The sequence below is a fragment of the Pantoea rwandensis genome (assembly GCF_002095475.1).
GTDB classification, from domain to species: Bacteria; Pseudomonadota; Gammaproteobacteria; order Enterobacterales; family Enterobacteriaceae; genus Pantoea; species Pantoea rwandensis.
Genome location: NZ_MLFR01000003.1, coordinates 105,916 through 128,913, shown reverse-complemented (window position 1 = coordinate 128,913; position 22,998 = coordinate 105,916). Strand labels below are relative to the sequence as shown.

Annotated in this window: 21 protein-coding genes and 1 pseudogene; 20 read left to right on the top strand and 2 right to left on the bottom strand. The window is 57.0% G+C overall.

What is annotated here, in order from left to right; translation table 11 throughout:
- The first annotated feature begins 29 nt into the window (after window positions 1-29).
- From fdnG to HA51_RS27770, 9 genes and pseudogenes are all read left to right on the top strand, one after another.
- Window positions 30-3,077, top strand: coding sequence for a formate dehydrogenase-N subunit alpha (fdnG, locus tag HA51_RS05760; protein WP_084933031.1), 3,048 nt, complete (start codon window positions 30-32; stop codon window positions 3,075-3,077).
- 10 nt (window positions 3,078-3,087) lie between these two features.
- The gene (fdxH, locus tag HA51_RS05755) at window positions 3,088-3,987 is read left to right on the top strand and encodes a formate dehydrogenase subunit beta (RefSeq protein WP_084933028.1); all 900 of its coding nucleotides are present in this window, start codon (window positions 3,088-3,090) and stop codon (window positions 3,985-3,987) included.
- Window positions 3,984-4,625, top strand: coding sequence for a formate dehydrogenase cytochrome b556 subunit (gene fdoI / locus HA51_RS05750; RefSeq protein WP_058972873.1), 642 nt, complete (start codon window positions 3,984-3,986; stop codon window positions 4,623-4,625). The genes fdxH and fdoI overlap by 4 nt, the downstream gene beginning before the upstream one ends.
- The gene (fdhE, locus tag HA51_RS05745; RefSeq protein ID WP_084933023.1) at window positions 4,625-5,551 is read left to right on the top strand and encodes a formate dehydrogenase accessory protein FdhE; all 927 of its coding nucleotides are present in this window, start codon (window positions 4,625-4,627) and stop codon (window positions 5,549-5,551) included. Before fdoI ends, fdhE begins: the two co-directional genes overlap by 1 nt.
- 283 nt (window positions 5,552-5,834) lie before the next feature.
- Entirely contained in the window at window positions 5,835-6,446 is a 612-nt protein-coding gene (locus HA51_RS05740; protein WP_084933020.1) for a glutathione S-transferase, read from the top strand.
- Between the two features lie 8 nt (window positions 6,447-6,454).
- Entirely contained in the window at window positions 6,455-7,834 is a 1,380-nt protein-coding gene (selA, locus tag HA51_RS05735) for an L-seryl-tRNA(Sec) selenium transferase (RefSeq protein ID WP_084933018.1), read from the top strand.
- The gene (gene selB, locus HA51_RS05730) at window positions 7,831-9,681 is read left to right on the top strand and encodes a selenocysteine-specific translation elongation factor (RefSeq protein WP_084933015.1); all 1,851 of its coding nucleotides are present in this window, start codon (window positions 7,831-7,833) and stop codon (window positions 9,679-9,681) included. Before selA ends, selB begins: the two co-directional genes overlap by 4 nt.
- Window positions 9,682-9,790: 109 nt before the next feature.
- Window positions 9,791-10,075: a type II toxin-antitoxin system ParD family antitoxin gene (locus HA51_RS05725; protein WP_084933316.1), complete on the top strand. Its 285-nt coding sequence runs from the start codon at window positions 9,791-9,793 to the stop codon at window positions 10,073-10,075.
- Window positions 10,041-10,253, top strand: a pseudogene (locus tag HA51_RS27770) (type II toxin-antitoxin system RelE/ParE family toxin); the annotation flags it as partial. The gene HA51_RS05725 and the pseudogene HA51_RS27770, both read left to right, overlap by 35 nt.
- A gap of 143 nt (window positions 10,254-10,396) precedes the next feature.
- On the opposite strand, the gene glyS reads toward HA51_RS27770, so the two are convergent.
- The gene (gene glyS, locus HA51_RS05715) at window positions 10,397-12,466 is read right to left on the bottom strand and encodes a glycine--tRNA ligase subunit beta (protein ID WP_084933009.1); all 2,070 of its coding nucleotides are present in this window, start codon (window positions 12,464-12,466) and stop codon (window positions 10,397-10,399) included.
- 9 nt (window positions 12,467-12,475) lie between these two features.
- A complete protein-coding gene (gene glyQ, locus HA51_RS05710; RefSeq protein WP_034827699.1) occupies window positions 12,476-13,387 on the bottom strand; it encodes a glycine--tRNA ligase subunit alpha in 912 nt (303 codons plus the stop codon).
- 342 nt (window positions 13,388-13,729) lie between these two features.
- Here glyQ and HA51_RS05705 point away from each other — a divergent pair, with 342 nt between their 5' ends.
- The 11 genes from HA51_RS05705 to HA51_RS05665 all read left to right on the top strand — a co-directional run bounded on the left by HA51_RS05705 (window position 13,730) and on the right by HA51_RS05665 (window position 22,932).
- Window positions 13,730-14,122, top strand: coding sequence for a RidA family protein (locus HA51_RS05705; RefSeq protein ID WP_084933006.1), 393 nt, complete (start codon window positions 13,730-13,732; stop codon window positions 14,120-14,122).
- On the top strand, window positions 14,122-14,745 hold the full coding sequence (locus HA51_RS27475) for an NAD(P)-dependent oxidoreductase (protein WP_245840175.1): 624 nt from the start codon (window positions 14,122-14,124) through the stop codon (window positions 14,743-14,745). The genes HA51_RS05705 and HA51_RS27475 overlap by 1 nt, the downstream gene beginning before the upstream one ends.
- The gene (locus HA51_RS27470; RefSeq protein ID WP_245840174.1) at window positions 14,685-15,092 is read left to right on the top strand and encodes an NAD(P)-dependent oxidoreductase; all 408 of its coding nucleotides are present in this window, start codon (window positions 14,685-14,687) and stop codon (window positions 15,090-15,092) included. Before HA51_RS27475 ends, HA51_RS27470 begins: the two co-directional genes overlap by 61 nt.
- 87 nt (window positions 15,093-15,179) lie before the next feature.
- Window positions 15,180-16,076, top strand: a complete 897-nt coding sequence (locus HA51_RS05695; protein WP_084933004.1) for a transporter substrate-binding domain-containing protein — start codon at window positions 15,180-15,182, stop codon at window positions 16,074-16,076.
- A gap of 76 nt (window positions 16,077-16,152) precedes the next feature.
- Window positions 16,153-17,226 (top strand): ABC transporter permease subunit, encoded by a 1,074-nt coding sequence (locus tag HA51_RS05690; protein ID WP_281253419.1) that lies wholly within the window; start codon window positions 16,153-16,155, stop codon window positions 17,224-17,226.
- Window positions 17,175-17,678 carry an amino acid ABC transporter ATP-binding protein gene (locus tag HA51_RS27655; protein WP_281253418.1) on the top strand — a complete coding sequence of 168 codons (504 nt, stop codon included), beginning with the start codon at window positions 17,175-17,177 and terminating at the stop codon, window positions 17,676-17,678. The genes HA51_RS05690 and HA51_RS27655 overlap by 52 nt, the downstream gene beginning before the upstream one ends.
- Window positions 17,665-18,705 (top strand): alpha-hydroxy acid oxidase, encoded by a 1,041-nt coding sequence (locus tag HA51_RS05685; RefSeq protein ID WP_084933000.1) that lies wholly within the window; start codon window positions 17,665-17,667, stop codon window positions 18,703-18,705. The genes HA51_RS27655 and HA51_RS05685 overlap by 14 nt, the downstream gene beginning before the upstream one ends.
- On the top strand, window positions 18,705-19,631 hold the full coding sequence (locus tag HA51_RS05680; RefSeq protein WP_084932997.1) for an ABC transporter substrate-binding protein: 927 nt from the start codon (window positions 18,705-18,707) through the stop codon (window positions 19,629-19,631). The genes HA51_RS05685 and HA51_RS05680 overlap by 1 nt, the downstream gene beginning before the upstream one ends.
- On the top strand, window positions 19,628-21,004 hold the full coding sequence (locus HA51_RS05675) for a dihydroorotase (RefSeq protein WP_084932994.1): 1,377 nt from the start codon (window positions 19,628-19,630) through the stop codon (window positions 21,002-21,004). Before HA51_RS05680 ends, HA51_RS05675 begins: the two co-directional genes overlap by 4 nt.
- A gap of 14 nt (window positions 21,005-21,018) precedes the next feature.
- Window positions 21,019-21,780, top strand: coding sequence for a GntR family transcriptional regulator (locus tag HA51_RS05670; protein WP_084932991.1), 762 nt, complete (start codon window positions 21,019-21,021; stop codon window positions 21,778-21,780).
- Window positions 21,781-21,816: 36 nt separating this feature from the next.
- Entirely contained in the window at window positions 21,817-22,932 is a 1,116-nt protein-coding gene (locus HA51_RS05665) for a mandelate racemase/muconate lactonizing enzyme family protein (RefSeq protein WP_084932989.1), read from the top strand.
- Window positions 22,933-22,998 lie beyond the last annotated feature (66 nt).

Here is a 22,998-nt window from a genome sequence, read left to right as displayed (position 1 = left end):
AATGTGTAGCCATGTCGAAAGGATATTCCATGAACGTCAGCCGAAGAAAATTCTTCAAGGTTTGTGCTGGCGGTATGGCAGGAACAACGGCAGCACTGCTCGGCTTCGCGCCGGAAGTGGCGTTGGCGGAAACACGACAGTACAAACTGCTGCGTGCCCGCGAAACCCGTAACACCTGCACTTACTGCTCAGTGGGCTGTGGCTTATTAATGTACAGCCTTGGCGATGGCGCGAGAAACGCCAAAGAGACTATTTTCCATATTGAAGGCGACCCGGACCATCCGGTGAGCCGTGGTGCATTGTGCCCGAAAGGTGCGGGCTTGCTTGATTTTATCCATAGCGACAGCCGTCTGAAATACCCGGAATACCGCGCGCCAGGTTCGGATAAATGGCAGCGCATCAGTTGGGATGATGCGTTTGATCGCATCGCCAAATTAATGAAGGCCGACCGCGATGCCAACTTTATCGCGCAAAATGCTGCAGGCGTGACCGTTAACCGCTGGCTGAGCACCGGCATGCTGTGTGCTTCAGCCTCTAGCAATGAAACTGGCTACTTAACCCAGAAATTTACCCGATCGCTCGGCATGTTAGCGGTCGACAACCAGGCTCGCGTTTGACACGGACCAACGGTAGCAAGTCTTGCTCCAACATTTGGTCGCGGTGCGATGACCAACCACTGGGTCGACATCCGTAATGCCAATCTGATCGTTGTGATGGGTGGCAACGCCGCTGAAGCGCATCCTGTGGGATTCCGCTGGGCGATGGAAGCCAAGATTCACAACAAAGCCAAATTGATTGTTATCGATCCGCGCTTTACGCGTACGGCATCGGTGGCAGACTTTTATACGCCGATTCGTTCCGGCACCGACATCGCTTTCCTGTCGGGCGTACTGCTGTGGCTGATGCAAAATGACAAAATCCAGCATGAATATGTGCAGGCGTACACCAACGCCAGCCTGATCGTGCGTGAGGATTATCATTTTGAAGATGGCCTGTTCAGCGGCTACGACGAAGAAAATCGTAAATACGACAAAACCAGCTGGAACTACGAGCTGGGCGATGACGGCTTTGCCAAGCGCGATGACAGCCTGCAACATCCTCGCTGCGTGTGGAACCTGCTGAAACAGCACGTCAGCCGCTATACACCGGAGATGGTTGAGCGCATCTGCGGTACACCGAAAGATGACTTCCTGCATGTGTGTGAGCTGCTGGGGGAAACCAGCGCCCGCGATCGCACCACCTCGTTCCTGTATGCACTCGGCTGGACACAGCACTCAGTAGGCGCGCAGAACATTCGCACCATGGCGATGATCCAGCTGCTGCTTGGCAACATGGGCATGGCCGGCGGCGGCGTTAACGCCTTGCGTGGTCACTCCAACATTCAGGGATTGACCGATCTTGGCCTGCTGTCGCAAAGCCTGACCGGTTACATGAACCTGCCGTCGGAGAAGCAGACCGATCTTCAAACCTATCTCACCGCCAACACGCCGAAAGCCACCCTGCCCGGCCAGGTGAATTACTGGAGCAATTACCCGAAATTCTTCGTCAGCATGATGAAGGCTTTCTACGGCGACAAAGCGCAGGCCGAGAACAGCTGGGGCTTTGACTGGCTGCCGAAGTGGGACAAAGGTTACGACGTCTTGCAGTACTTCGAGATGATGTCGCAGGGCAAAGTAAACGGCTACTTGTGCCAGGGCTTTAACCCGGTAGCGTCGTTCCCGAACAAACGTAAAGTGGTCGATTCGCTGTCGAAGCTGAAGTTCCTGGTCACCATCGACCCGCTCAATACCGAAACCTCGACCTTCTGGCAAAACCACGGCGAGTTTAACGATGTTGATCCGGCGAAAATTCAGACTGAAGTATTCCGCTTGCCCTCCACCTGCTTCGCGGAGGAGAACGGTTCCATCGTCAACTCAGGACGCTGGCTGCAATGGCACTGGAAAGGTCAGGATGCGCCGGGCGAAGCGCTGAATGACGGTGAAATCCTCTCTGGCATCTACAGCCGTTTGCGCAAAATGTACGCCAGCGAGGGCGGAGCCTTGCCGGAACAGGTGCTGAATATGACCTGGAACTATCTGACGCCAGACAATCCGGCCTCAGAAGAAGTGGCGATGGAGAGCAACGGCAAAGCGCTGGCGGATGTGTTCGATGACAAAGGCACGCTTCTGGTGAAAAAAGGCCAACAGATCAGCAGTTTTGCGCAGCTGAAAGATGATGGCAGCACCAGTAGCGGCTGCTGGATTTTCGCCGGAAGCTGGACGCCAGACGGCAACCAGATGGCGCGGCGTGACAATACCGATCCGAGCGGGCTGGGTAACACACTGAACTGGAGTTGGGCTTGGCCGCTCAACCGCCGCATTCTCTATAACCGCGCCTCGGCCGACCCGCAGGGCAATCCGTGGGATCCAAAACGGCAAATCCTCAAGTGGGATGGCAGCAAGTGGGCCGGCATGGATATTCCGGACTACAGCACCGCCGCGCCAGGCAGCAATGTGGGGCCATTTATCATGCAGCCAGAAGGCCTTGGCCGCCTGTTTGCGCTCGACAAAATGGCCGAAGGACCGTTCCCGGAACACTACGAGCCGTTTGAAACGCCGCTCGGCACCAATCCATTGCACCCGAACGTGATCTCCAACCCGGCAGCACGCGTGTTCAAGGACGATCTGGCGGCGATGGGCAAAGCGGAGCAGTTCCCATATGTCGGTACCACCTATCGTCTTACCGAACATTTCCATTACTGGACCAAACACGCGTTGCTCAACGCTATCGCGCAGCCGGAACAGTTTGTGGAGATTGGCGAGAAGCTGGCCAACAAGCTGGGCATCACGCAGGGCGACACGGTGAAAGTGAGCTCCAATCGCGGCTTTATCAAAGCCAAAGCGGTAGTTACCAAACGCATCCGCTCGCTGAATGTCGATGGCAAAGTCATCGATACCATCGGCATTCCGATTCACTGGGGCTATCAAGGTGTGGCGAAAAAAGGCTTTATCGCCAATACCCTGACGCCGTTTGTCGGTGATGCTAACACGCAAACGCCTGAGTTTAAGGCGTTCCTGGTTAACGTTGAGAAGGTGTAGGAGTACGTAGATGGCTTATCAATCACAAGATATTATCCGCCGCTCCGCCACCAATGGTTTCACGCCTGCCCCGCAGGCGCGTAATCATCAGCAGGAAGTGGCTAAGCTGATCGACGTCACCACCTGTATCGGCTGCAAAGCCTGTCAGGTGGCGTGTTCGGAGTGGAACGACATTCGCGATGAGATCGGTCATAACGTCGGGGTGTATGACAATCCAGCGGATCTGACAGCCAAATCCTGGACGGTGATGCGCTTCTCAGAAGTGGAAGAGAACGGCAAGTTAGAGTGGCTGATCCGCAAAGACGGCTGCATGCACTGTGCCGATCCCGGCTGCCTGAAAGCCTGTCCTTCAGAAGGCGCGATTATTCAGTACGCCAACGGCATCGTCGATTTTCAGTCCGAGCAATGCATTGGCTGCGGCTACTGCATTGCGGGCTGTCCGTTTGACGTACCGCGACTGAATAAAGACGACAACCGCGTGTATAAATGCACGTTATGCGTCGATCGTGTCAATGTGGGTCAGGAACCGGCGTGCGTGAAAACCTGCCCAACCGGCGCCATCCATTTCGGCAGCAAAACCGATATGCAGGCGCTGGCGGCAGAACGCGTGGCGGAGTTGAATACGCGCGGCTATGACAATGCGGGTTTGTACGATCCTGAAGGCGTGGGCGGCACACATGTCATATATGTGCTGCACCATGCCAACAAACCGCAGCTGTATCACGGTTTGCCGGAGAACCCGAGTATCAGCCCGGCGGTCACTTTCTGGAAAGGCATCTGGAAACCGCTGGCGGCGATCGGTTTTGCCGCCACCTTCGCCGCCTCGGTGTTCCACTATGTCGGCGTTGGCCCGAACCGAGTGGAAGATGAGGAAGACAACCTGCACGACAAAGAGGAGAGCGAAGAATGAAAAAGCGCGATCGTCTGGTGCGCTACAGCGCACCGGAACGCATCAATCACTGGATTGTGGCGTTCTGTTTTGTTCTGGCGGCCCTGAGTGGGCTGGGTTTCTTCTTTCCGTCGTTTAACTGGCTGATGCACATTCTCGGCACACCACAACTGGCGCGTATCCTGCATCCTTTTGTCGGTGTGGTGATGTTCGCCGCGTTTATCATCATGTTCCTGCGTTATTGGAAGCATAATCTGATCACGCGTGATGACCTGGTGTGGGCGAAAAACATCCACAAAATCGTCCGTAATGAAGAGGTGGGTGATACCGGCAAATACAACTTCGGGCAGAAGTGTGTGTTCTGGGCTGCTATCATCAGCTTAGTCATGCTGCTGGTGAGCGGGATTATCATTTGGCGTCCTTACTTCGCGGGTGCCTTTGCCATTCCGCTGATTCGCGCCGCTCTGGTGGTGCATTCGGTCTCAGCTGTGGCACTGATCGTGGTGATTATGGTGCATATCTACGCGGCCCTGTGGGTTAAAGGCACCATTACCGCCATGGTTGAGGGCTGGGTTCCGGCTGCGTGGGCGAAGAAACATCACCCACGCTGGTATCGCGAGCAGCGCCAACGCCAAACACAACAGGAAAAACGTCCCTGATGAGTATTCGCATCATCCCGCAGGACCAGCTGGAGAAAGGCGAAAAAAACACGGCGGCACAGATTCCGCCGTTGCTTTTCCCTCGGCTGAAAAATTTATACAGCCGCCGTGCGGCACGTTTGCGTGAGCTGGCAGCGAAGAACCCGCTCGGCGATTATTTGCGCTTTGCCGCCGTGATCGCGCAAGCGCAGGAAATCGTGCTGTATGATCACCCGCTACAGGTCGATTTACGCCAGCGTCTGGCAGAAAGCGCCGAGCTGGGCAAACCGCCACTCGATATCCATACCTACCCACGCGATGCACACTGGCAGCGCCTGCTGCATTCGCTGATTGCTGAGCTAAAGCCAGAGATGAGCGGCCAGGCATTGGCGGTACTGGAGAATCTGGAAAAAGCCTCTGTCTCAGAGTTGGAAGGCTTGGCCAGCGCGTTGCTGGAAGGTGAGTTTGCACAGGTCAGCAGCGATAAGTCGCCGTTTATCTGGGCAGCGCTTTCGATCTATTGGGCGCAGATGGCAGCGCTAATTCCTGGCAAAGCCCGCGCGGAATACGGTGAACATCGCCAGTTCTGCCCGGTGTGTGCCAGTGTGCCGGTGACCAGCGTGGTGCATATGGATATCGGTCAGCAGGGCTTGCGCTATCTACACTGTAATCTGTGCGAAAGTGAATGGTACGTGGTGCGCAGTAAGTGTTCCAACTGCGAACAGACGCGCGACCTGCACTACTGGTCACTCGACAGTGAAAAAGCCGCGGTGAAAGCCGAAAGCTGTGGTGACTGTGGCACCTACCTGAAGATGCTGTATCAGGAGAAGGATCCGGCCGTCGAACCGGTGGCCGATGATTTGGCTTCCTTGGTGTTAGATGCGCGCATGGAGCAGGAAGGGTTCGCACGCAGCAGTTTGAATCCGTTCATGTTTCCTGGAGATTAGCGCGTTGAATTCCCGGTGCGCATTAATGCGCACCCTACGAAACCGTGGGGTCACCGGGCCATCGAAGGATCATCGTTACAGCGAGTATCAACCGGGCAATTGAAGGATCATCGTTACGGCGAGTATCAATCGGGCAACCGTAGGATCACCGTTTACGGCGAGCATCAACCGGGCAACCATAGGATCACCGTTTACGGCGAGCATCAACCGGGCAACCGTAGGGTCGCCATTTATGGCGACCGTCATCAATGCCGCACACCACCCTTTAACACGGAGGCGTTCAATGAAACTGATTGGCAGCTATACCAGCCCTTTTGTACGCAAAATCTCAGTCATCCTGCTAGAGAAAGGTCTGGTGTTCGAATTCGTCAACCAGTCGCCTTGGGTTGAAGACAGCCACGTGCCGCAGTACAACCCGTTGGGTAAGGTCCCCGCATTGGTTGATGACAACCACCTTACCTGGTTTGACTCTTCGATTATCGCCCAGGTGATTGAGCTGCGCGGTGACGCGCCGGCTCTGCTGCCCGATGACGCCCTGCTCTCGTTGCAGATCCGTCAGTTGGAAAAACTGGCGGATGGCATTAACGATGCCGCCGTGATGATTGTGCGTGAACAGATGCGTCCCGGCGATCAGCAGTCCGAAGAGGTGCTGCTGCGCAACCGTGAGAAAATTCAGCGCGGCCTTGATGCCCTGGAGACAGCCGCCGCACAGGGTGAAGTGTTCAATAACGGCACCCTCAATCTGGCCGATATCGCCACCGGTTGCATGATTGGTTATCTCAATTTCCGCCGCGTGTTGCCAAACTGGTGCGTGAATCGCCCCGCGCTGGTGAAACTGGCAGAGACGCTGTTTAAGCGGGAAAGTTTTGCCCGCACCGTTCCGCCATCCAGCTAAGTGATTTGATGAAAACCCTCTATACGCAACTGCCTGCTATCGACAGCCTGCTGCGCGATCCCGCTCTGCAGCCGCTGTTGATGCAAACCGGCACCGCTTTTACCACGCGCCAGCTACGCGACATGCAGCAAGAAGCGCGAGCCCATATTCAGCAACATCAGTCACTGCCCAGTTGGCACACTAACTGGCCGGAAGAAGCACAGCGCCGCATCGAGCAACAGCAGCAAAGTGCTCTGCGCCCGGTGTTCAATCTTACTGGGACTGTGCTGCACACCAACCTTGGTCGTGCCCCGTTAAGTGAACGTGCGATTGAGGCCGTTACCGCCTGCCTGCGCCAACCAGTGACGCTGGAGTATGCGCTGGATGACGCTGCACGTGGGCATCGCGACCGTGCCGTCAGTGAACTGCTTTGTGAACTCACGGGGGCAGAAGCGGCCTGTATCGTGAACAACAATGCCGCAGCCGTGTTGCTGATGCTGGCTGCACTGGCACCCGGTCGCGAAGTGATTGTCTCTCGCGGTGAGCTGGTCGAAATTGGCGGCGCATTCCGCATCCCCGATGTGATGCGTCAGGCAGGTTGTCAGCTGGTGGAAGTCGGCACCACCAATCGCACCCATTTGAAAGATTATCGTACCGCCATCAGCGACAACACCGGCTTGTTGATGAAGGTGCACACCAGCAACTACCAGATTCAGGGCTTCACCCATGCGGTGTCGGAAGCCGAGCTGGTAGCGTTAGCGGCCGAACATCAACTGCCGGTGATCACTGATTTAGGAAGCGGTTCGCTCATCGATATGACCGCTTTTAACTTGCCCGCCGAGCCGATGCCGCAGCAGCTGATCGCCGCAGGTGTCGATTTGGTGAGTTTTTCCGGCGATAAACTGATGGGCGGCCCACAAGCAGGGATTATCGTCGGCAAACAGGCGCTTATCGATCAGTTGCAACAACACCCGCTTAAGCGTGCTCTACGCGTGGATAAAATGACGCTGGCAGCGCTGGAAGCCACCTTGCAGCTCTATCGTCAGCCAGAGACATTACGGGAAGCCTTACCTGCCCTGCGTCTGCTCACCCGTCCTGCACACGACATTCTGCAGCAGGCCGAACGCCTGCTCCCAGCGCTGGAACACACCTATGGCGCGGAGTATTCACTGGCTATCGCTGCCTGTTCGTCACAAATCGGCAGCGGATCGCTACCCGTTGAACGCTTACCCAGTTTTGCCCTCACCTTTAGCCCCAAAGCGGGTCACGGCAGTGCATTGACCGCACTGGCACAACGCTGGCGCGCCCTGTCACGCCCAGTGATTGGACGCCTTCAGGACGGCAAACTGTGGCTGGATTTGCGCTGCCTTGAGGATGAAGCCGCCCTGATTCGGATCCTCACATCATGATCATCGCTACCGCTGGACACGTCGATCACGGTAAAACCGCGCTACTTCAGGCGATAACCGGTGTTGACGCCGATCGCCTGCCGGAAGAGAAACGACGCGGCATGACCATCGATCTCGGCTATGCCTATTGGCCGCAACCGGATGGCCGTGTGATCGGCTTTATCGATGTACCGGGACACGAGAAGTTTCTCGCCAATATGCTGTCGGGTATTGGTGGCATTCACCATGCGCTGCTGGTGGTGGCGTGCGACGACGGCGTGATGCCGCAAACGCGTGAGCATTTGCAACTGCTGAGTCTGGCCGGACAACCGCCCCTCAGCGTGGCGTTGACTAAGGCCGATCGCGTGGACGCAGTGCGCATCGCTGAAGTGCAGCATCAGGTGGCAGAGTTGACGCAGCAACTGGGCTGGTCGGCGGTCATGCAGTTTGTCACCAGCAGCACGACGCAACAGGGTATTGAAGCATTGCGTCAGCACTTGAGTGAACTACGCGCGCCGGATGTTGATATGGGCCGCCGATTACGCCTGGCGATTGACCGTGCATTTACCCTCAAAGGCAGTGGCTTAGTCGTCACCGGTACCGCCCTTGCGGGTGACGTCAGCGTGGGCGATACCTTGTGGCTCAGCAGCCTTAATTTGCCGATGCGCGTGCGTTCACTGCATGCGCAGAATCAGTCAGTGGCGCGTGCCCAGGCCGGGGAACGCATTGCGCTAAATATCGTCGGCGATGTGGAGAAAGCCCAGATCTCGCGCGGTGACTGGCTGCTGGCGCAACCGCAACCCTCGGGCGCACAGCGACTTATCGTGGCGCTGCGTTTGCTACAGCCGTTAAAAAATCCCTCGCAGCCAGTACACATTCACCATGCTGCAAGCCATGTCACTGGACGCCTGAATCTGATTGCCGGTGAACTGGCGGAACTGGTGCTCAACGAGCCGCTATGGCTGGCCGAGAGCGATCGACTGATTATCCGCGACAGCAATGCACAGCTCACGCTCGGCGGCGGACGCGTGGTGCTGCTCAACAGCAAGAAACGCGGCAAGCGCCATCCCGATTATCTTGCCTGGCTGCAACAGCTGGCAGCGGCAGAAACCGATGAAAGCAGTTTACAGGCACATCTTACTCATCAACCCGTCGACATGGGCGAGCTTGCCTGGGCGCGCCAGCTTAACGATGAGGCGCTGCATGCGCTGGTGGGCAAGGTGGCACCAGTGCGGCTTGGCAGCGCCTTAATGGCTGCTGAACAGGCTGCGGCTTGGCAGTTGCGTCTGCTGGAAGCCCTCACTGCGTTTCACCAGCAACATCCTGAAGTGCCGGGCATCGGACGCGATCGCTTGCGTCGCGTGGCTCTGCCGCACCAGCCGCCAGAACAGGTTATCGCGCTGATTGATCAATTGCTGTCGCAAGGCCATTTGCAGCATCAGCACGGTTGGCTGCATCTGCCAGATTTCGAGCCGCGTTTTAATCCGCAGGAAGAGGCGTTGTGGCAGCAGGTAGGCCCACTCTTTAGTGACCAGCCGCTGTGGGTACGTGACATCGCAGTGAAGACTCAACATGATGAAGAAACCCTTCGCAGCCTGTTGCTCACCGCCGCACGCCTCGGACACATTACCGCGATCGTGCGCGATCGCTACTACCGCAGTGACCAGATCCAGATCTTCGCCGATCTGATTCGCCAGCGTGCCGCCAACGGTGGCAGTACCAGCGCGGCCGATTTTCGTAATCAACTCGGCACTGGGCGTAAAATTGCCGTGCAGATTCTGGAGTTCTTTGACCGCAGCGGCTTCACCCGCCGCCGGGGCAACGATCACCTGCTACGTGACGCCCGCCTGTTCGACACTTCCGCTTAACACTTCGCGTTGCTTCGCAGTTTTTACTGTAACTGCGCTGCAACGCCGATTCCGCATTGCTCAAAAATGTGCCAGGATGTAAGAATATTTCTTACATTGGGACACGATGATGGCACGTACCATGACAATCGATTTAGGCGATGAACTTCGCGAATTTGTGGAATCTCTGGTGGAATCCGGTGACTACCGTACCCAAAGCGAAGTGGTGCGCGATTCGCTGCGCTTACTGCGCGAAAAACAGGCGGCGTCGCAGTTAGAAACGCTGCGTCACCTTATTAAACAAGGTCTCGAAAGCGGTGAGCCTAAGCCTTTTGACGGTGAGGCGATCTTGAGACGAGCACGAGCCAGGGTAGGCATTAATGAAACGGACGATCACGATAACGCAGGACGCTGAGCAGGATATTGAGGAGCTTTGGATATATGGATACTGGAAATTTGGTCGAGAGCAGGCAGAACATTACTCCCACCAGCTTTACAGCATGTTTCATAAACTGGCTGAGCACCCTATAGGCCGTAAACGAGCCGATCTAGCAAAGGCGCTTAATTCATTTCCCTGCGGCCAACATATTATTTTTTATCGTATAGCGGGTGATGAGCTGATCATTGTTCGCGTGCTTCACCATTCCAGAGAAGTGGCACATCCATTAGGGACACGTTTTTTTTTAAAACAAAAAGGGACGATCGCTCGTCCCTTTGGTTCACTTCAAAACATCACTTACTGCAGCAGTGAAATATCCGCCACCTGCAGGAACAGCGCGCGCAGTTGCGCCAGCAGCGTCAGGCGGTTAATCCGCACTTCTGCTTCGTCAGCATTCACCATCACGTTATCGAAGAAGTTATCGACCGCTTCACGCAGCTGCGCCAGTTCCACCAGCGCATCTTGATAACGGCCTTCCGCGAAGTATGGCTGCAATTTGTCACCCAGCGCCGTCACGAAGGTCGCCAACTGAATCTCAGCGTTCTCTTTCAGCAGTGAGGCCTGCACGCTATCGTTCAGGGTTTCAGTGGCTTTCGCAAGGATGTTAGACACACGCTTGTTGGCCGCAGCCAGCGACGATGCCGCTTCCAGGGTACGGAAGTGGGATACCGCCTTCATGCGCGCATCGAAATCCGCCGGACGGGTTGGACGACGTGCCAGCACCGCCTGAATGGTGTCGACGCTGTGACCTTCTTCCTGATACCAGGTACGGAAACGACCCAGCATGAAGTCGATCACCTCATCCACCACCTTGCCGTTGCTCAGCTTGCTGCCATACAGACGCACCGCTTCTTCGGTCAGGGTTTGCAGATCGAGCGGCAGGTTCTTCTCAACGATAATACGCAATACGCCTAACGCAGCACGGCGCAGTGCGAACGGATCTTTATCGCCTTTCGGATGCTGACCAATGCCGAAGATGCCCGCAAGGGTATCCATCTTGTCAGCAATCGCCACAGCACAAGCCACGAGGTTCGATGGCAGCGCATCACCGGCAAAGCGCGGCTGATACTGCTCGTTCAGCGCCACGGCCACATCTTCCGCTTCGCCGTCATGACGCGCGTAGTGCATGCCCATCACGCCTTGGGTATCGGTGAACTCGAATACCATGTTGGTCATCAAGTCACACTTCGACAGCAGGCCCGCGCGGGTTGCATGATTCACATCAGCACCAATCTGTGCAGCAATCCAGCCTGCCAGCGCCTGAATGCGATCCGTTTTATCACGCAGCGTACCCAGCTCTTTCTGGAACAGTACGGTCTCCAGACGCGGCAGGTTATCTTCAAGACGCTTTTTACGGTCAGTGTTGAAGAAGAACTCAGCATCGGCCAGACGCGGGCGCACCACCTTCTCGTTACCGGAGATGATTTGCTGCGGATCTTTCGATTCGATGTTAGTGACGAAGATGAAGTGTGGCAGCAGTTTTCCATCAGCGGAGTACACCGGGAAGTACTTCTGGTCGCCCTTCATGGTGTAAACCAATGCTTCAGATGGCACCGCGAGGAACTTCTCTTCGAATTTCGCAGTGAGCACCACTGGCCACTCCACCAGCGAGGCCACTTCTTCCAGCAGGCTGTCGCTCAGATCGGCGATACCGCCCAATTGCTGTGCCGCCGCTTCCGCATCGGCTTTGATTTTTGCTTTACGCGTGGCGAAATCAGCAACGACTTTACCGCGCTCCAGCAACAGTTGCGGATACTGATCGGCGTTGTCGAGCGCGAACTCCGGCTCACCCATAAAGCGGTGGCCACGGATCACACGATCGGACTGAATACCGAGAATGGTGGCTGGGATCAGCTCATCACCCAGCAGCAGCGTCACGGTATGTACCGGACGCACAAACTGCACGTCACTGGCGCCCCAACGCATCAGTTTTGGAATCGGCAGCTTGCTCAGCGCCGTAACCACCATAGCGGGCAGCAGTGCCTGGGCGCTCTCGCCTTTCACCGATGCGCGATGTACCAGCCATTCGCCTTTATCAGTGCTCAGACGCTCAGCCTGATCCACAGTGATACCGTTACCGCGCGCCCAACCTTCGGCCGCTTTGGTGGCTTTGCCATCTGCATCAAACGCGGCAGCAATCGCCGGGCCGCGTTTTTCAACTTCACGATCGGCCTGCGCCGTCGCCAGTTGGGCCACTTTCAGCGCCAGGCGGCGTGGAGAGGCAAACCAGCTGACTTCGCCGTGCGCCAAACCGGCGCCATCCAGCTCAGCGGTAAAGTGCGCTGCAAAGGCTTCTGCCAAACTGCGCAGCGCTTTCGGAGGCAACTCTTCGGTGCCAATTTCCACCAGGAAAGTTTTATCGGTCATGGCTGCCTCTTACTTGTTTTTATTGCACATTGGGAAACCGAGCGCCTCACGGGACGCGTAATAGGCTTCTGCCACGGCTTTCGTCAGGGTGCGGATACGCAGGATATAGCGCTGACGCTCGGTCACCGAGATCGCCTTGCGCGCGTCCAGCAGGTTAAAGCTGTGTGCCGCCTTCAGAATGCGCTCATAGGCCGGCAATGGCAGCGGTTTTTCCAGCGCCAGCAGCTGCTGGGCTTCTTTCTCGTACTGCTCAAAGCAGGAGAACAGGAAGTCCACATCCGCGTATTCAAAGTTGTAGGTCGACTGCTCTACTTCGTTCTGATGGAACACTTCACCGTAGGTGGTTTGGCCAAATGGACCATCGCTCCACACCAGATCGTAAACGCTGTCGACGCCCTGGATGTACATCGCCAGACGCTCCAGGCCGTAAGTGATCTCACCGGTAACCGGCTTGCACTCCATGCCGCCCACTTGCTGGAAGTAGGTGAACTGCGTCACTTCCATGCCGTTGAGCCACACTTCCCAACCCAGTCCCCAGGCACCCAGCGTTGGGTTTTCCCAGTTATCTTCCACGAAGCGAATATCGTGCACGGTCGGATCAAGGCCCAGCTCTTGCAGTGAACCCAGGTACAGCTCTTGCAGATTGTCCGGGTTAGGTTTGATCATCACCTGGAACTGATAGTAGTGCTGTAAACGGTTCGGGTTTTCACCGTAGCGACCATCGGTAGGACGGCGCGAAGGCTGCACATAGGCGGTCGCCATTGGCTCCGGGCCGATGGCGCGCAGACAGGTCATTGGGTGTGAAGTGCCAGCGCCCACTTCCATGTCCAGCGGCTGGACGATGGTGCAGCCCTGACGCGCCCAGTAATCCTGCAAGGTCAGGATCAGGCCCTGAAAGGTCTTGGTATCAAACTTTTGCATGTTGAGTACGCGATAAGGGTCGATTAAAAAAGAGTGCGACAGTATACCCTTTGACCGCGGATTGTGCAGCCGGAAATCCTGGTGCGACCGGGGATGACTTTTCAGCGATTCCGCCCGCAAAAATCATGAGATAAGAAAATCGTATACGATTCAACCAAGCACGATCCCGCCATTTGTAATAATTTAATTAACCCTTAAATTTCATACAAATAAACGCAATATAACCAAATCCTATTACGTGACACATATCACCTTTTCGACCCAATGGTCAAAAATCGCGCATTGACACTTGTATAATCGTATACGAAATTGCGGTGAAACAGTTTTGCTTGGAATTTCACCATGAAGACCGCAATTGCTTATCCGAGAATGAATGCCAGTGACCGCCCAATGGGCCCGGCTCCGCTCTCCGCCGCCGTACTGCACGAACCGATGCTGTTTATCTCCGGCCAGGTGGCGATTGACCCCTACAGCGGCGAGATCAAGGGCAATGACATCGCCAGCCAGACGCGTCAGGTATTGAAAAACGTCGGCGACCTGCTGAGCGAAGCACAGATGACCTTCGATAACGTAGTGCGCGTGACGATCTATCTCACCGACCTCAGTACTTTCAGTGAGATGAACGCCGCCTACAGCGAGTTCTTCCAGTTCCCGTTCCCGGCACGCGCCACCGTCGGCATTCAACTCAACCATCCTGACCTGCTGGTCGAGATGGAAGTCACGGCGATGCGCTAATGCATATCCATATCGAAAACGACGCCAGCGCACCGCAGGCCCTGCATTTGTCACGGGACGTACTGCAACAGCATCTTGATGCGCACCCCATATTACGCAGCCATTTCACCCTGACGGAAAACAGCGATTCTGAACAAACCGCCACTTTCCTCGCTAACTGCGATCTGCTTTGGAGCGGACGCAAACTGGCGCTCGACACCTTCAGCGCACCGCGCCTCAGGTGGGTGCAGGTGATGTCCGCTGGCGTTGAGCAGTGGCTGGCGCATCTGCCACAGGACGTGACGCTCACCAATGCCTCCGGCGTACACGGCGACAAAGGTGCCGAGTTCATTCTGATGGCGGCGCTGATGTTCAACTTTGGCATTCCCGGTTTTCTGCAGGATCAGGTCCAGCGCTTGTGGCGTCCAACCTTCGGCGGCTGCGCGCGTGGCAAAACCGTCATGCTACTCGGCGTCGGCGGTATCGGTGCGGCGGCGGCCAAACTGCTGACCGCTCAAGGCTATCGCGTGATTGGCGTGACGCGCAGCGGCCAGTGCGATGCGACGTGGCGCGCTGTATCCGGATGGACGCCATCGACGAAGTGTTACCGCAGGTGGATGTGCTGGTCTCGACGCTGCCGCTGACGCCACAGACAGCAATGCTGTTTGACCGTCGCCGGCTCGACCTGTTGCCTGCCCGCGCGGGCATCGTGATTGTCGGTCGTGCCGCGGTGTTCGACTACACCGCGATGCGCGAAAAACTGTGCGCCGGTGAACTGGCCGGTGCAGTGCTGGATGTCTATCCGCAGGAGCCGCTGCCAGTGGACGATGCGCTGTGGAGCACGCCAGGCGTGGTGATGACACCGCACTGCAGCCTGGACGATCACAGTGCCTATCTTGAGGGCTGTCTTGAAGTATTTATCGACAACCTGGTGCGTTTCCGCAGCGGCCATCCACTGCGCAACCAGGTTGATGTTGCAAGAGGTTATTGAAGTCGCAGTACCTATAAAAGCCGTAAAGACGTTCATAAAACACAAGGTCATCGCTTACACATTCACCAGCACCAGGGGAACCTTATTATGAAATTTGCACGCATCGCATTACTTATCTCTGGCATTACCGGCACCTTACTGGCTGGGCTTTCCGGCGCCCATGCCGCCAGCACTGACCCGATCACGCCAACGGCTAGCGACTTCGCGGCAATGGCACAGTGCAAAGCACTGCAAACCAAATATCCTTCGCTGAAAGGCAAAGATCTGGTCGTCGGCCTTGGCGGCTACACCAAAGGTTTTGAAGCCCCGTCGGAGAAAGATCCGAGCATTATCGAAGGGCTGGACCCTTCACTGTTCGAGCGTATCAGCAGCTGCCTCGGCGCTAAACATAGCTATCAAACCGGTTCATTCAATGTGCTGTTGACCTCGATCACCAGCGGTCGTGCGGATATTGGCCCGATGCTGTATGTCACGGATGAACGCCTGAAGCAGATCGCTTTTGTCGCCTCAATGCAGGTGCAGGATGGCTCGATTCTGGCGAAGGGCAACCCGAAGAAGATCACCACCGTTGATGACCTGTGTGGCAAAACCGTGGCCGCCGCTGCGGGTTCTTACGAAGCCAACAAATTGGTGCCTGAGCAGAGCGCCAAATGCACCGCCGCCGGTAAGCCCGAAGTCAGCATGTTGATGGTGCAAAACACCGACAACAGCATTCAGGCCGTGAAAAGTGGTCGTGCCGATATCTACCTGACTGAAGCCGGTTCCGCCATCGCTATCGCCAAAGCCGACAAAACGCTGGAAAGCGGTTTCACCGTTGACTTGCCAATCATGGTTGGCTTCCCCATTGCCAAAGACAACGCCACTTTGCGTGGCGCGGTAATGGATGCGATGAAGGTGATTCAGGAGAGCGGTGCGCAGAAGAAATTGCTGGATTACTGGGGTCAGGGCAGCGCTGCTGAACGCCCGGTTGTTGCACGTGGTTAATGCATAAACTCAGTCAGATCAATTGGGTTGCGGCTACCCGAGCAACCCAAGCGATCGCATTGAGGGAGATAACGCCTTGGATGATTTTCTGAAGTACCTGACCTTCCCCTACCTGTGGGAAGGAGCCGTCATCGCTGTCCAGCTGCTGATTGGTGCACTGGCAGGCGGCATTTTGATTGGCTTTTTCCTGGCGTTAGCCAGCACCTCTAAGCACTGGTTTATCCGCGTGCCGGTGAAAACGTACATCTATTTGCTGCGCGGCACGCCGGTGCTGCTGCAGCTGATTCTGCTCTACAACGTGCTGCCAGAGTTCGGCCTGCGTTTCAGCCCGTTCACCAGCGCTCTGCTGGCGTTGATGATTAATGAAACCGCCTTCTGCGCCGAGATTATTCGCGGCGGCATTATGGCTACCGATCGCGATCAGAGCATGGCAGCACAGGCCTTTGGCTATTCGCGCACCAAAGAGATGATCCACGTGGTGATTCCGCAAGCGCTGCGCGCCATCCTGCCAACCATGGGCAATGAAACCGTCGGCCTGCTGAAATCGACCTCGCTGGCATCGGTGGTTGGCGTCAACGAACTGACGATGCGCGGCCAGGCGATTGTGTCGCAGAACTTCTTGTTCATTCCGGTGCTAGTGGCCTCGGGCGGCATTTACCTGATTCTCTCTACGCTGCTGGCGGGCGGTCAATGGTGGCTGGAGAAGTTCTATAACCTCGACGAACGCGCGCGCCGTGCCCGTGCTCGGTTGGCGAAACTCCCGCCAGAAGCGGACGTGATGGCCATGCAGTTGCCGAAACGTCGCTGGGATAAACAAACCGCCGCGCCGGTGCTGGAAGTAGACAACCTGTGCGTCGAATACGCCGGTAAAGCGGTACTGAAATCTCTGTCGCTGACCGTGCGTCGTGGCGAAGTGGTGGTACTACTCGGTCGTTCCGGCTCCGGTAAAAGTACTCTGCTTAAATCAATTCTAGCGCTCACGCCACGCAGCAGCGGCACCATCCAGACCGAGGCCACTTTATGGGTAGCGATGAAAATGGCCGCCCTCTGGCTGCCCGTCATCTGCCGGCTAACCGCGCCAAATCCGGCATCGGTATCGTGTTCCAGCACTTCGCGCTGTTCGATCACCTCACCGCGTTGGAAAACGTGATGAGTATTCTGCTACGCGTGCAAGGTGCCCAGCCCGAAATCGCCCGTGCTAAAGCAATGCGCGCCCTGAAGATGGTCGGATTGCAGGATTTCGCCGCCTCGCTGCCGCATGAGCTGTCCGGCGGGCAGAAACAGCGTGTCGGCATCGCCCGTGCGTTGGCAGCAGAACCGCAAATTCTGCTGTTTGATGAACCGACCTCAGCGCTCGACCCTGAGCTGGTGCGTGAAGTGAATCAGACTATGCGCAGCCTGGCGCAAACCGGCATCACCATGATCATCAGCACCCATGACATTGCCTTCGCGGCGGGCGTGGCCGATCGCGTGGTGTTCCTGCAGAACGGCACGCTGATTGAAGAAGGGCCACCGGCCATTTTGCAGAATCCGAAAACACCGGCCTTTGCCACCTTCCTGGAACATGAAAAGGTCACGGAGGCCCAGCATGCCAACGCATGATCTTGCCGCTCGTGAACGTCTTGGCGATGCGCTGTTCCGCTATATGCAGGGCCAGCCTGCGGATGCGCTAACGGGCGAACCCGATGCCAATCAGCAGGCACTGCGCCGTTTTCGCTTGCTGCCGCGTGTACTGCAGGGTAATGAGGCAATCAGCACTCAGACCACGCTGCTCAATCAAAGCTGGTCGGCCCCGCTGGGCGTTGGCGCTTTTGCCGGTGACCGTCTCTTTCATGAAGAGGGTTTGCTGCCGATTGCGCGCGCCTGCAAACGCCTGCAGCTGCCGCTGGTGGTCTCCGAAGAGACCGTCACGCCGCTGGAGCAGATTGGCGAGGAGTATGACCGCTGCTGGTTACAACTGCGCGCGGCGGGTGATGTTGGGCGTATCAAAGATTTAATTGATCAGGCTGCACAAGCCGGATTCAAAAATATCGTTCTCACCGTGCTGGCACCGGTGCATCCGGTGCCGGGCTTACAGCCGGGCGGATTCTCGATTGGCGATGCATTAAAACAGCGGGGCTGGCATACCGTCGGCGGCACGCAACCGGGCGTGGAACCCTTGCCTGCCTTTCCGGTGTGGCGCTGGCAGGAAATTGACAAAGTGGCCGCACACTGCGCTGCGCGTCAACTGCCACTGTGGCTAAAAGGCATTTTGCATCATGACGATGCGGCACCGGCTGCACAGCACGGTGTGAGCGGCATCATCGCGTCGAATATTGGCCTGCGCCAAAGTGCGCGTTGGGCCACGCCAGTCGACCAGCTCGCCGATTTGCAGGCGGTCACTCGCCTGCCGCTGCTGCTGGACGGCGGCGTGCGCTGCGGTAGCGATGCGGTAGTGGCACGTTGTCTGGGTGCCTCACTGTCTCTCAGCGTGCGACCGATCATCAGTGCATTGGTGGCCGGTGGCGAAAGCGCAGTGTTCAATCTGCTTTCCGGCTGGATCAATGAAATCACCGCCATCAGCCACTGGTGCGGCGTCAGCGACATGTCCGCACTTAACGGCAGTTTTGTCACGGAGGCACGCAACTGATGCAGACGTTAATTTTTAATCAGGGTGATGCCAGCGAATCGCGCATCTATTACTGCGCCCACTACCTGGCCGAGAGCCTCGGCTTGTTTGCTGCTGAGCAGTTGCAGGTCACCTTCACCACCAGCGCCTCGGGCGGTCATACCGTGCAAGGTGGTCAGGTCCCTGCCGTGTTGAACCGCGATGCCGATCTCACGCTGGGCGGCCCGATGGTGGTGATGAAGCACTTCCAGCAGCACGGCGCTGAGTTGCAGTGCTTTTGCGCCTCGGTCGCCGCTAATCCGTGGTTTCTGGCGGCCGCGCAGGCACAACCGGATTTTCAGCTCGACGATTTGTGCGGCAAACGCGTGCTGGATGTCGGGAATGTTGGCACCGCGACACTGACCTTTCGCTGGCTGCTGGCAAAGCACGGTTTGCTGGATCAGGTTGAGTTGATTGCGGGCAGTGGCGATCAGGTGCAGGATTTCGCCGCCGTGGCCGCAGGCGATGCCGATTACGCGCTGCATGCCATGCACATGCTGGCACCCGCGATTGCGGCTGGGCAGTTAGCCAGCATCAGCAGTCTGGCCTCGCTGTGCGGCAATGTGCCGTGGAGTGCCTATATCGCGCGTGCCGATGTGCTTATTGAGAAAGCCGCTTCCTTTGCTGCCTTCTCACGCGCCATTCAGCAGGCGCTGGCGTGGATCGCCACGCATGATGCTGAAGCACTGGCAGCGCAGGTGCAGCACTTTTATCCCCATTATCCGATCGATGCGCTGATCACCGGTTTAGCCGCCTATCAGCAAGCCCACGTCTTTGCGATGAGTGGCGAGATTTCACAAGCCGACTTCAACCACTTCAGCCAGCTCTTGAGTGACATTGGCTGGCTCGACCCTTCTCAACCCGTGCCCTATCTCGCACTGGTGACGCAGGCAGGAGTAGAGAGATGAAAACATTAATTATTAATGGACTGGTCGTCACCGAAACCCGCACCGCGCCTGCTGATCTACTGATTGAAAATGGCAAAATCAGCGGCATGTTAACACCCGGTGCCATGACTGCGGGTGCCGATGAGATCATTGATGCGAAGGGGCTACTTATCGTGCCCGGTGCCATTGATGTACATACCCATTTCACCGGTTCGCATGATTTCCCCGAGCAGGAGTTGCGCGAAGGCACGCGCGGTGCGGCTGCGCATGGCGTCACCACCATTGTCGAAATGCCGCACTCACTACCGCCCGCGACCACGCTGAACAACTTCACCGCCAAGCAGCGCTGGCTGGCTGAAAATAGCTCGGTGGATTACGCCATGTGGGCCGGGCTGGACGGGCGCAACGTGCACGAGCTAGCGGCGCTGGATCAGGCTGGGGCACTGGCATTCAAAGCATTCCTGTGCAGCGGTGCACCCAACGGCGAAGCCACTGACGAAAAAGGCTTACCGCGCCTCGACGACGATGGCCTGCTGCGTGCAATGCGAGAGCTGGCAACCTTTGATGGCTTGATTGGTGTTCACGCCGAGAACCACGACATCCTGATCGGCGCAGGTAGCGAACTGCGCCGCGCCGGTCGTAAAGATACCCGCGCGCATGCGCTGGCCGGGCCAGAAATCGCCGAAATCGAAGCCGTGGGTCGTGTCTTGGCGGTCGCGGAAGAGACCGGCGCACGCTGCCACATCGTGCACGTCAGCTCCGCACGCGCCGCCGAAACTATCGTCGCCGCCAAAAGTAAGGTGCGCGCCAGTTTCGAAACCTGTCCGCACTATCTGATTCTGGATGAAGACGATTTGGTGCGCATCGGACCGAATGCGCGCTGCGGCCCGCCGATCCGCCCACGTCCAGTGGTCGATGCGCTGTGGCAGCTGCTGCTGCGCGGTGACGTCGACATGATCGCCTCTGACCACTGCCCGTACACGCCGGCACAGAAACAAGCCGGTGAAGCCAGCATCTGGGACGCCGGAATGGGGCTAACCGGGGTGGAAACGCTGAGTCCAATGTTCTTCAGCGCAGCGCATATCGATCGCGGTCTGGCCCTTACCGAATTTGCCCGCATGACCGCCAGCGGCCCCGCCAAAGCCTTCCAGCTGTGGGGCAAAAAAGGGGCGATTGCACCTGGCTTTGATGCCGATTTGGTGTTTATCGATGCGCAACAAAGCTGGACCGTTGAGGGGGAAAAATTTCAGGGGCTCGGCAAGTGGAGCGCATTTGAAGGGATGCGCTGTCAGGGTAAAGTGGTGCGCACACTTATTCGTGGTGTCACGGTATTCCAGGATGGCCAGATGCAGGTTGAACCCGGCTTTGGCCAGTTCGTGACCCGGCAGGTATAAACAGGACAATCACCATGGCAGGAAAATCATCTACCCCAAGCCGTAAAAACAGCGCACCGCTGGCGCAGGAAGCCGCTACCGACGGCAACTGGCAGGCCGCGCGTCCGCGCACGCTGGTCGATCATGCAGTAGACGCCATTCTCAGCGCCGCCTCACGCGGGTTGATTTTACCCGGTGACCGCATCGCCGAACCGGATCTGGTCGCCAAGCTCGGCATGAGCCGCGTTCCGATTCGTGAAGCGCTGCGCATTCTGGAGAGCCAAGGCATCGTCACCAGCGAGCCGTATAAAGGCATCCGTTTGATGGAGATCTCCCATCAGCGGCTGGAGCAGATTATCGATGTGCGTATCCCACTGGAAACGCTGGCCTGTCGCCGCGCCATTGAAGCAGGTCGTAATGGCACTGAGCAACTGACGCAGCTTTATCAGGGCGTGGCGCAGATGCAGACCATGATGCAAAACGATGATGTGTATGGCTTTGCCTCGGCGGACACCGATTTTCATCGCACGCTGTGCAGCTTTGCCCACAACCCGGTCCTGAGCAATTTGTGGGAGTCGATTGCGCGCCAGCTGACGGTGATTTTCGGCCTCTCCACCATGGGCAAATCGATGAGTGACATCATTGAAGAACACCAGCGGCTGATCAACGTGTTCGCCGAGGGCGATATTGCGCAGATGACCGGTGAGATTGAAAACCACATCCGCATTCAGGCACTGGATGTGGACTACGAGACTTTGATTACGCAGCGCCGACAGCAGCGTTCCGCTGTGGGCTGATGCTTTATTGATTGCCTTTACACCAGGAAAACCACGATGAAGATCACCAACGTTGAGGCGTTTTATCTGCGCCTGCCGGTTATTGAGCAGCGTACAGATAGCTCCCAGGATGCGCTGCTTATCAAAATCACCACCGATGCGGGCATCACCGGTTGGGGTGAAGTCGATGGCAGCCCGTATGTCACCAAAGCCATTATTGAAGCACCTTATTCCCACACTATGGTGACGGGCCTGAAGTCGCTGCTGATCGGCGAGAACCCGCTGGAGATCGGTCGCCTGTGGAAGAAGATGCACAAAGCCACCATCTATTATGGTCGCAGCGGCGCCGTGTTGCAGGCAATGGCTGGGATTGATATCGCCCTGTGGGACATCAAAGGTAAAGCGCTCGGCAAACCGATTGTTGAACTGCTGGGCGGCGCGATGCGCGATAAGATGCGCGTTTACTCTTCCAACATGTTCCAGTACAGCGTCGAAGAGACCGTGGCGCGCGCCAAACACGCCATCGACACCGGACACACTGGCGTGAAATTTGGCTGGGAACCGTTTGGCACCGATGAAGCCATGGATCTGCGCTATCTGGAAGCGCTGCGTGAGGCAATGGGTGACAGCGTCGATCTGATGCTCGACGTCGGTCACGTCTGGGATGCCAAAACCACTGTGCGCCGCAGCCAGCGCTATGAGCATCTCAACCTGTTCTGGATTGAAGAGCCGCTGCACCCGGATAACTATGCCGGTTACGGTCAGGTCTCTGCCGCGTGTCAGCAGCATATCGCCGCCGGTGAACAAGAGTGTTCGGTGGTGGGTTTCCAGCGCCTGATTGATGAAGGCGGCATCGACATCGTGCAAATCGACCTGACGCGCACTGGCTTTACTCAGGCGATGGAGATCGCCAGCTACGCGCACAGCCGTGGTCGTAAAGTGTGTAACCACAACTTCACCACCGACATCAATACCGCCGCCTCGCTGCATTTCCTGTGCGCGATTGAGAACGCGCTGGTGATGGAGTATTGCGTTGAACCGGGTGAAATCAGCCGTTCGCTGGCGAAGAATCCGGTGCGCATCGCTGAGGGTTACGCGTGGCTGCCAAGTGAGCCAGGTCTGGGTGTAGAGCCGGACGAGGCGGTGATCGAGAAGTTTTTAGTACGCGATTGAGTCAAACAAACTGTCGTAGGGTCGCCATTTATGGCGACCTGGTCATCCGGTGCGCATAAATGCGCA

What these genes read in the sequence shown, in the direction of transcription:
- fdxH (WP_084933028.1), top strand. Translation starts at nt 3,088, where the DNA reads ATGGCTTATCAATCACAAGATATTATCCGCCGCTCCGCCACCAATGGT.
- fdoI (WP_058972873.1), top strand. Translation starts at nt 3,984, where the DNA reads ATGAAAAAGCGCGATCGTCTGGTGCGCTACAGCGCACCGGAACGCATC.
- fdhE (WP_084933023.1), top strand. Translation starts at nt 4,625, where the DNA reads ATGAGTATTCGCATCATCCCGCAGGACCAGCTGGAGAAAGGCGAAAAA.
- HA51_RS05740 (WP_084933020.1), top strand. Translation starts at nt 5,835, where the DNA reads ATGAAACTGATTGGCAGCTATACCAGCCCTTTTGTACGCAAAATCTCA.
- selA (WP_084933018.1), top strand. Translation starts at nt 6,455, where the DNA reads ATGAAAACCCTCTATACGCAACTGCCTGCTATCGACAGCCTGCTGCGC.
- selB (WP_084933015.1), top strand. Translation starts at nt 7,831, where the DNA reads ATGATCATCGCTACCGCTGGACACGTCGATCACGGTAAAACCGCGCTA.
- HA51_RS05725 (WP_084933316.1), top strand. Translation starts at nt 9,791, where the DNA reads ATGGCACGTACCATGACAATCGATTTAGGCGATGAACTTCGCGAATTT.
- glyS (WP_084933009.1), bottom strand. Translation starts at nt 12,466, where the DNA reads ATGACCGATAAAACTTTCCTGGTGGAAATTGGCACCGAAGAGTTGCCT.
- glyQ (WP_034827699.1), bottom strand. Translation starts at nt 13,387, where the DNA reads ATGCAAAAGTTTGATACCAAGACCTTTCAGGGCCTGATCCTGACCTTG.
- HA51_RS05705 (WP_084933006.1), top strand. Translation starts at nt 13,730, where the DNA reads ATGAAGACCGCAATTGCTTATCCGAGAATGAATGCCAGTGACCGCCCA.
- HA51_RS27475 (WP_245840175.1), top strand. Translation starts at nt 14,122, where the DNA reads ATGCATATCCATATCGAAAACGACGCCAGCGCACCGCAGGCCCTGCAT.
- HA51_RS27470 (WP_245840174.1), top strand. Translation starts at nt 14,685, where the DNA reads ATGGACGCCATCGACGAAGTGTTACCGCAGGTGGATGTGCTGGTCTCG.
- HA51_RS05695 (WP_084933004.1), top strand. Translation starts at nt 15,180, where the DNA reads ATGAAATTTGCACGCATCGCATTACTTATCTCTGGCATTACCGGCACC.
- HA51_RS05685 (WP_084933000.1), top strand. Translation starts at nt 17,665, where the DNA reads ATGCCAACGCATGATCTTGCCGCTCGTGAACGTCTTGGCGATGCGCTG.
- HA51_RS05680 (WP_084932997.1), top strand. Translation starts at nt 18,705, where the DNA reads ATGCAGACGTTAATTTTTAATCAGGGTGATGCCAGCGAATCGCGCATC.
- HA51_RS05675 (WP_084932994.1), top strand. Translation starts at nt 19,628, where the DNA reads ATGAAAACATTAATTATTAATGGACTGGTCGTCACCGAAACCCGCACC.
- HA51_RS05670 (WP_084932991.1), top strand. Translation starts at nt 21,019, where the DNA reads ATGGCAGGAAAATCATCTACCCCAAGCCGTAAAAACAGCGCACCGCTG.
- HA51_RS05665 (WP_084932989.1), top strand. Translation starts at nt 21,817, where the DNA reads ATGAAGATCACCAACGTTGAGGCGTTTTATCTGCGCCTGCCGGTTATT.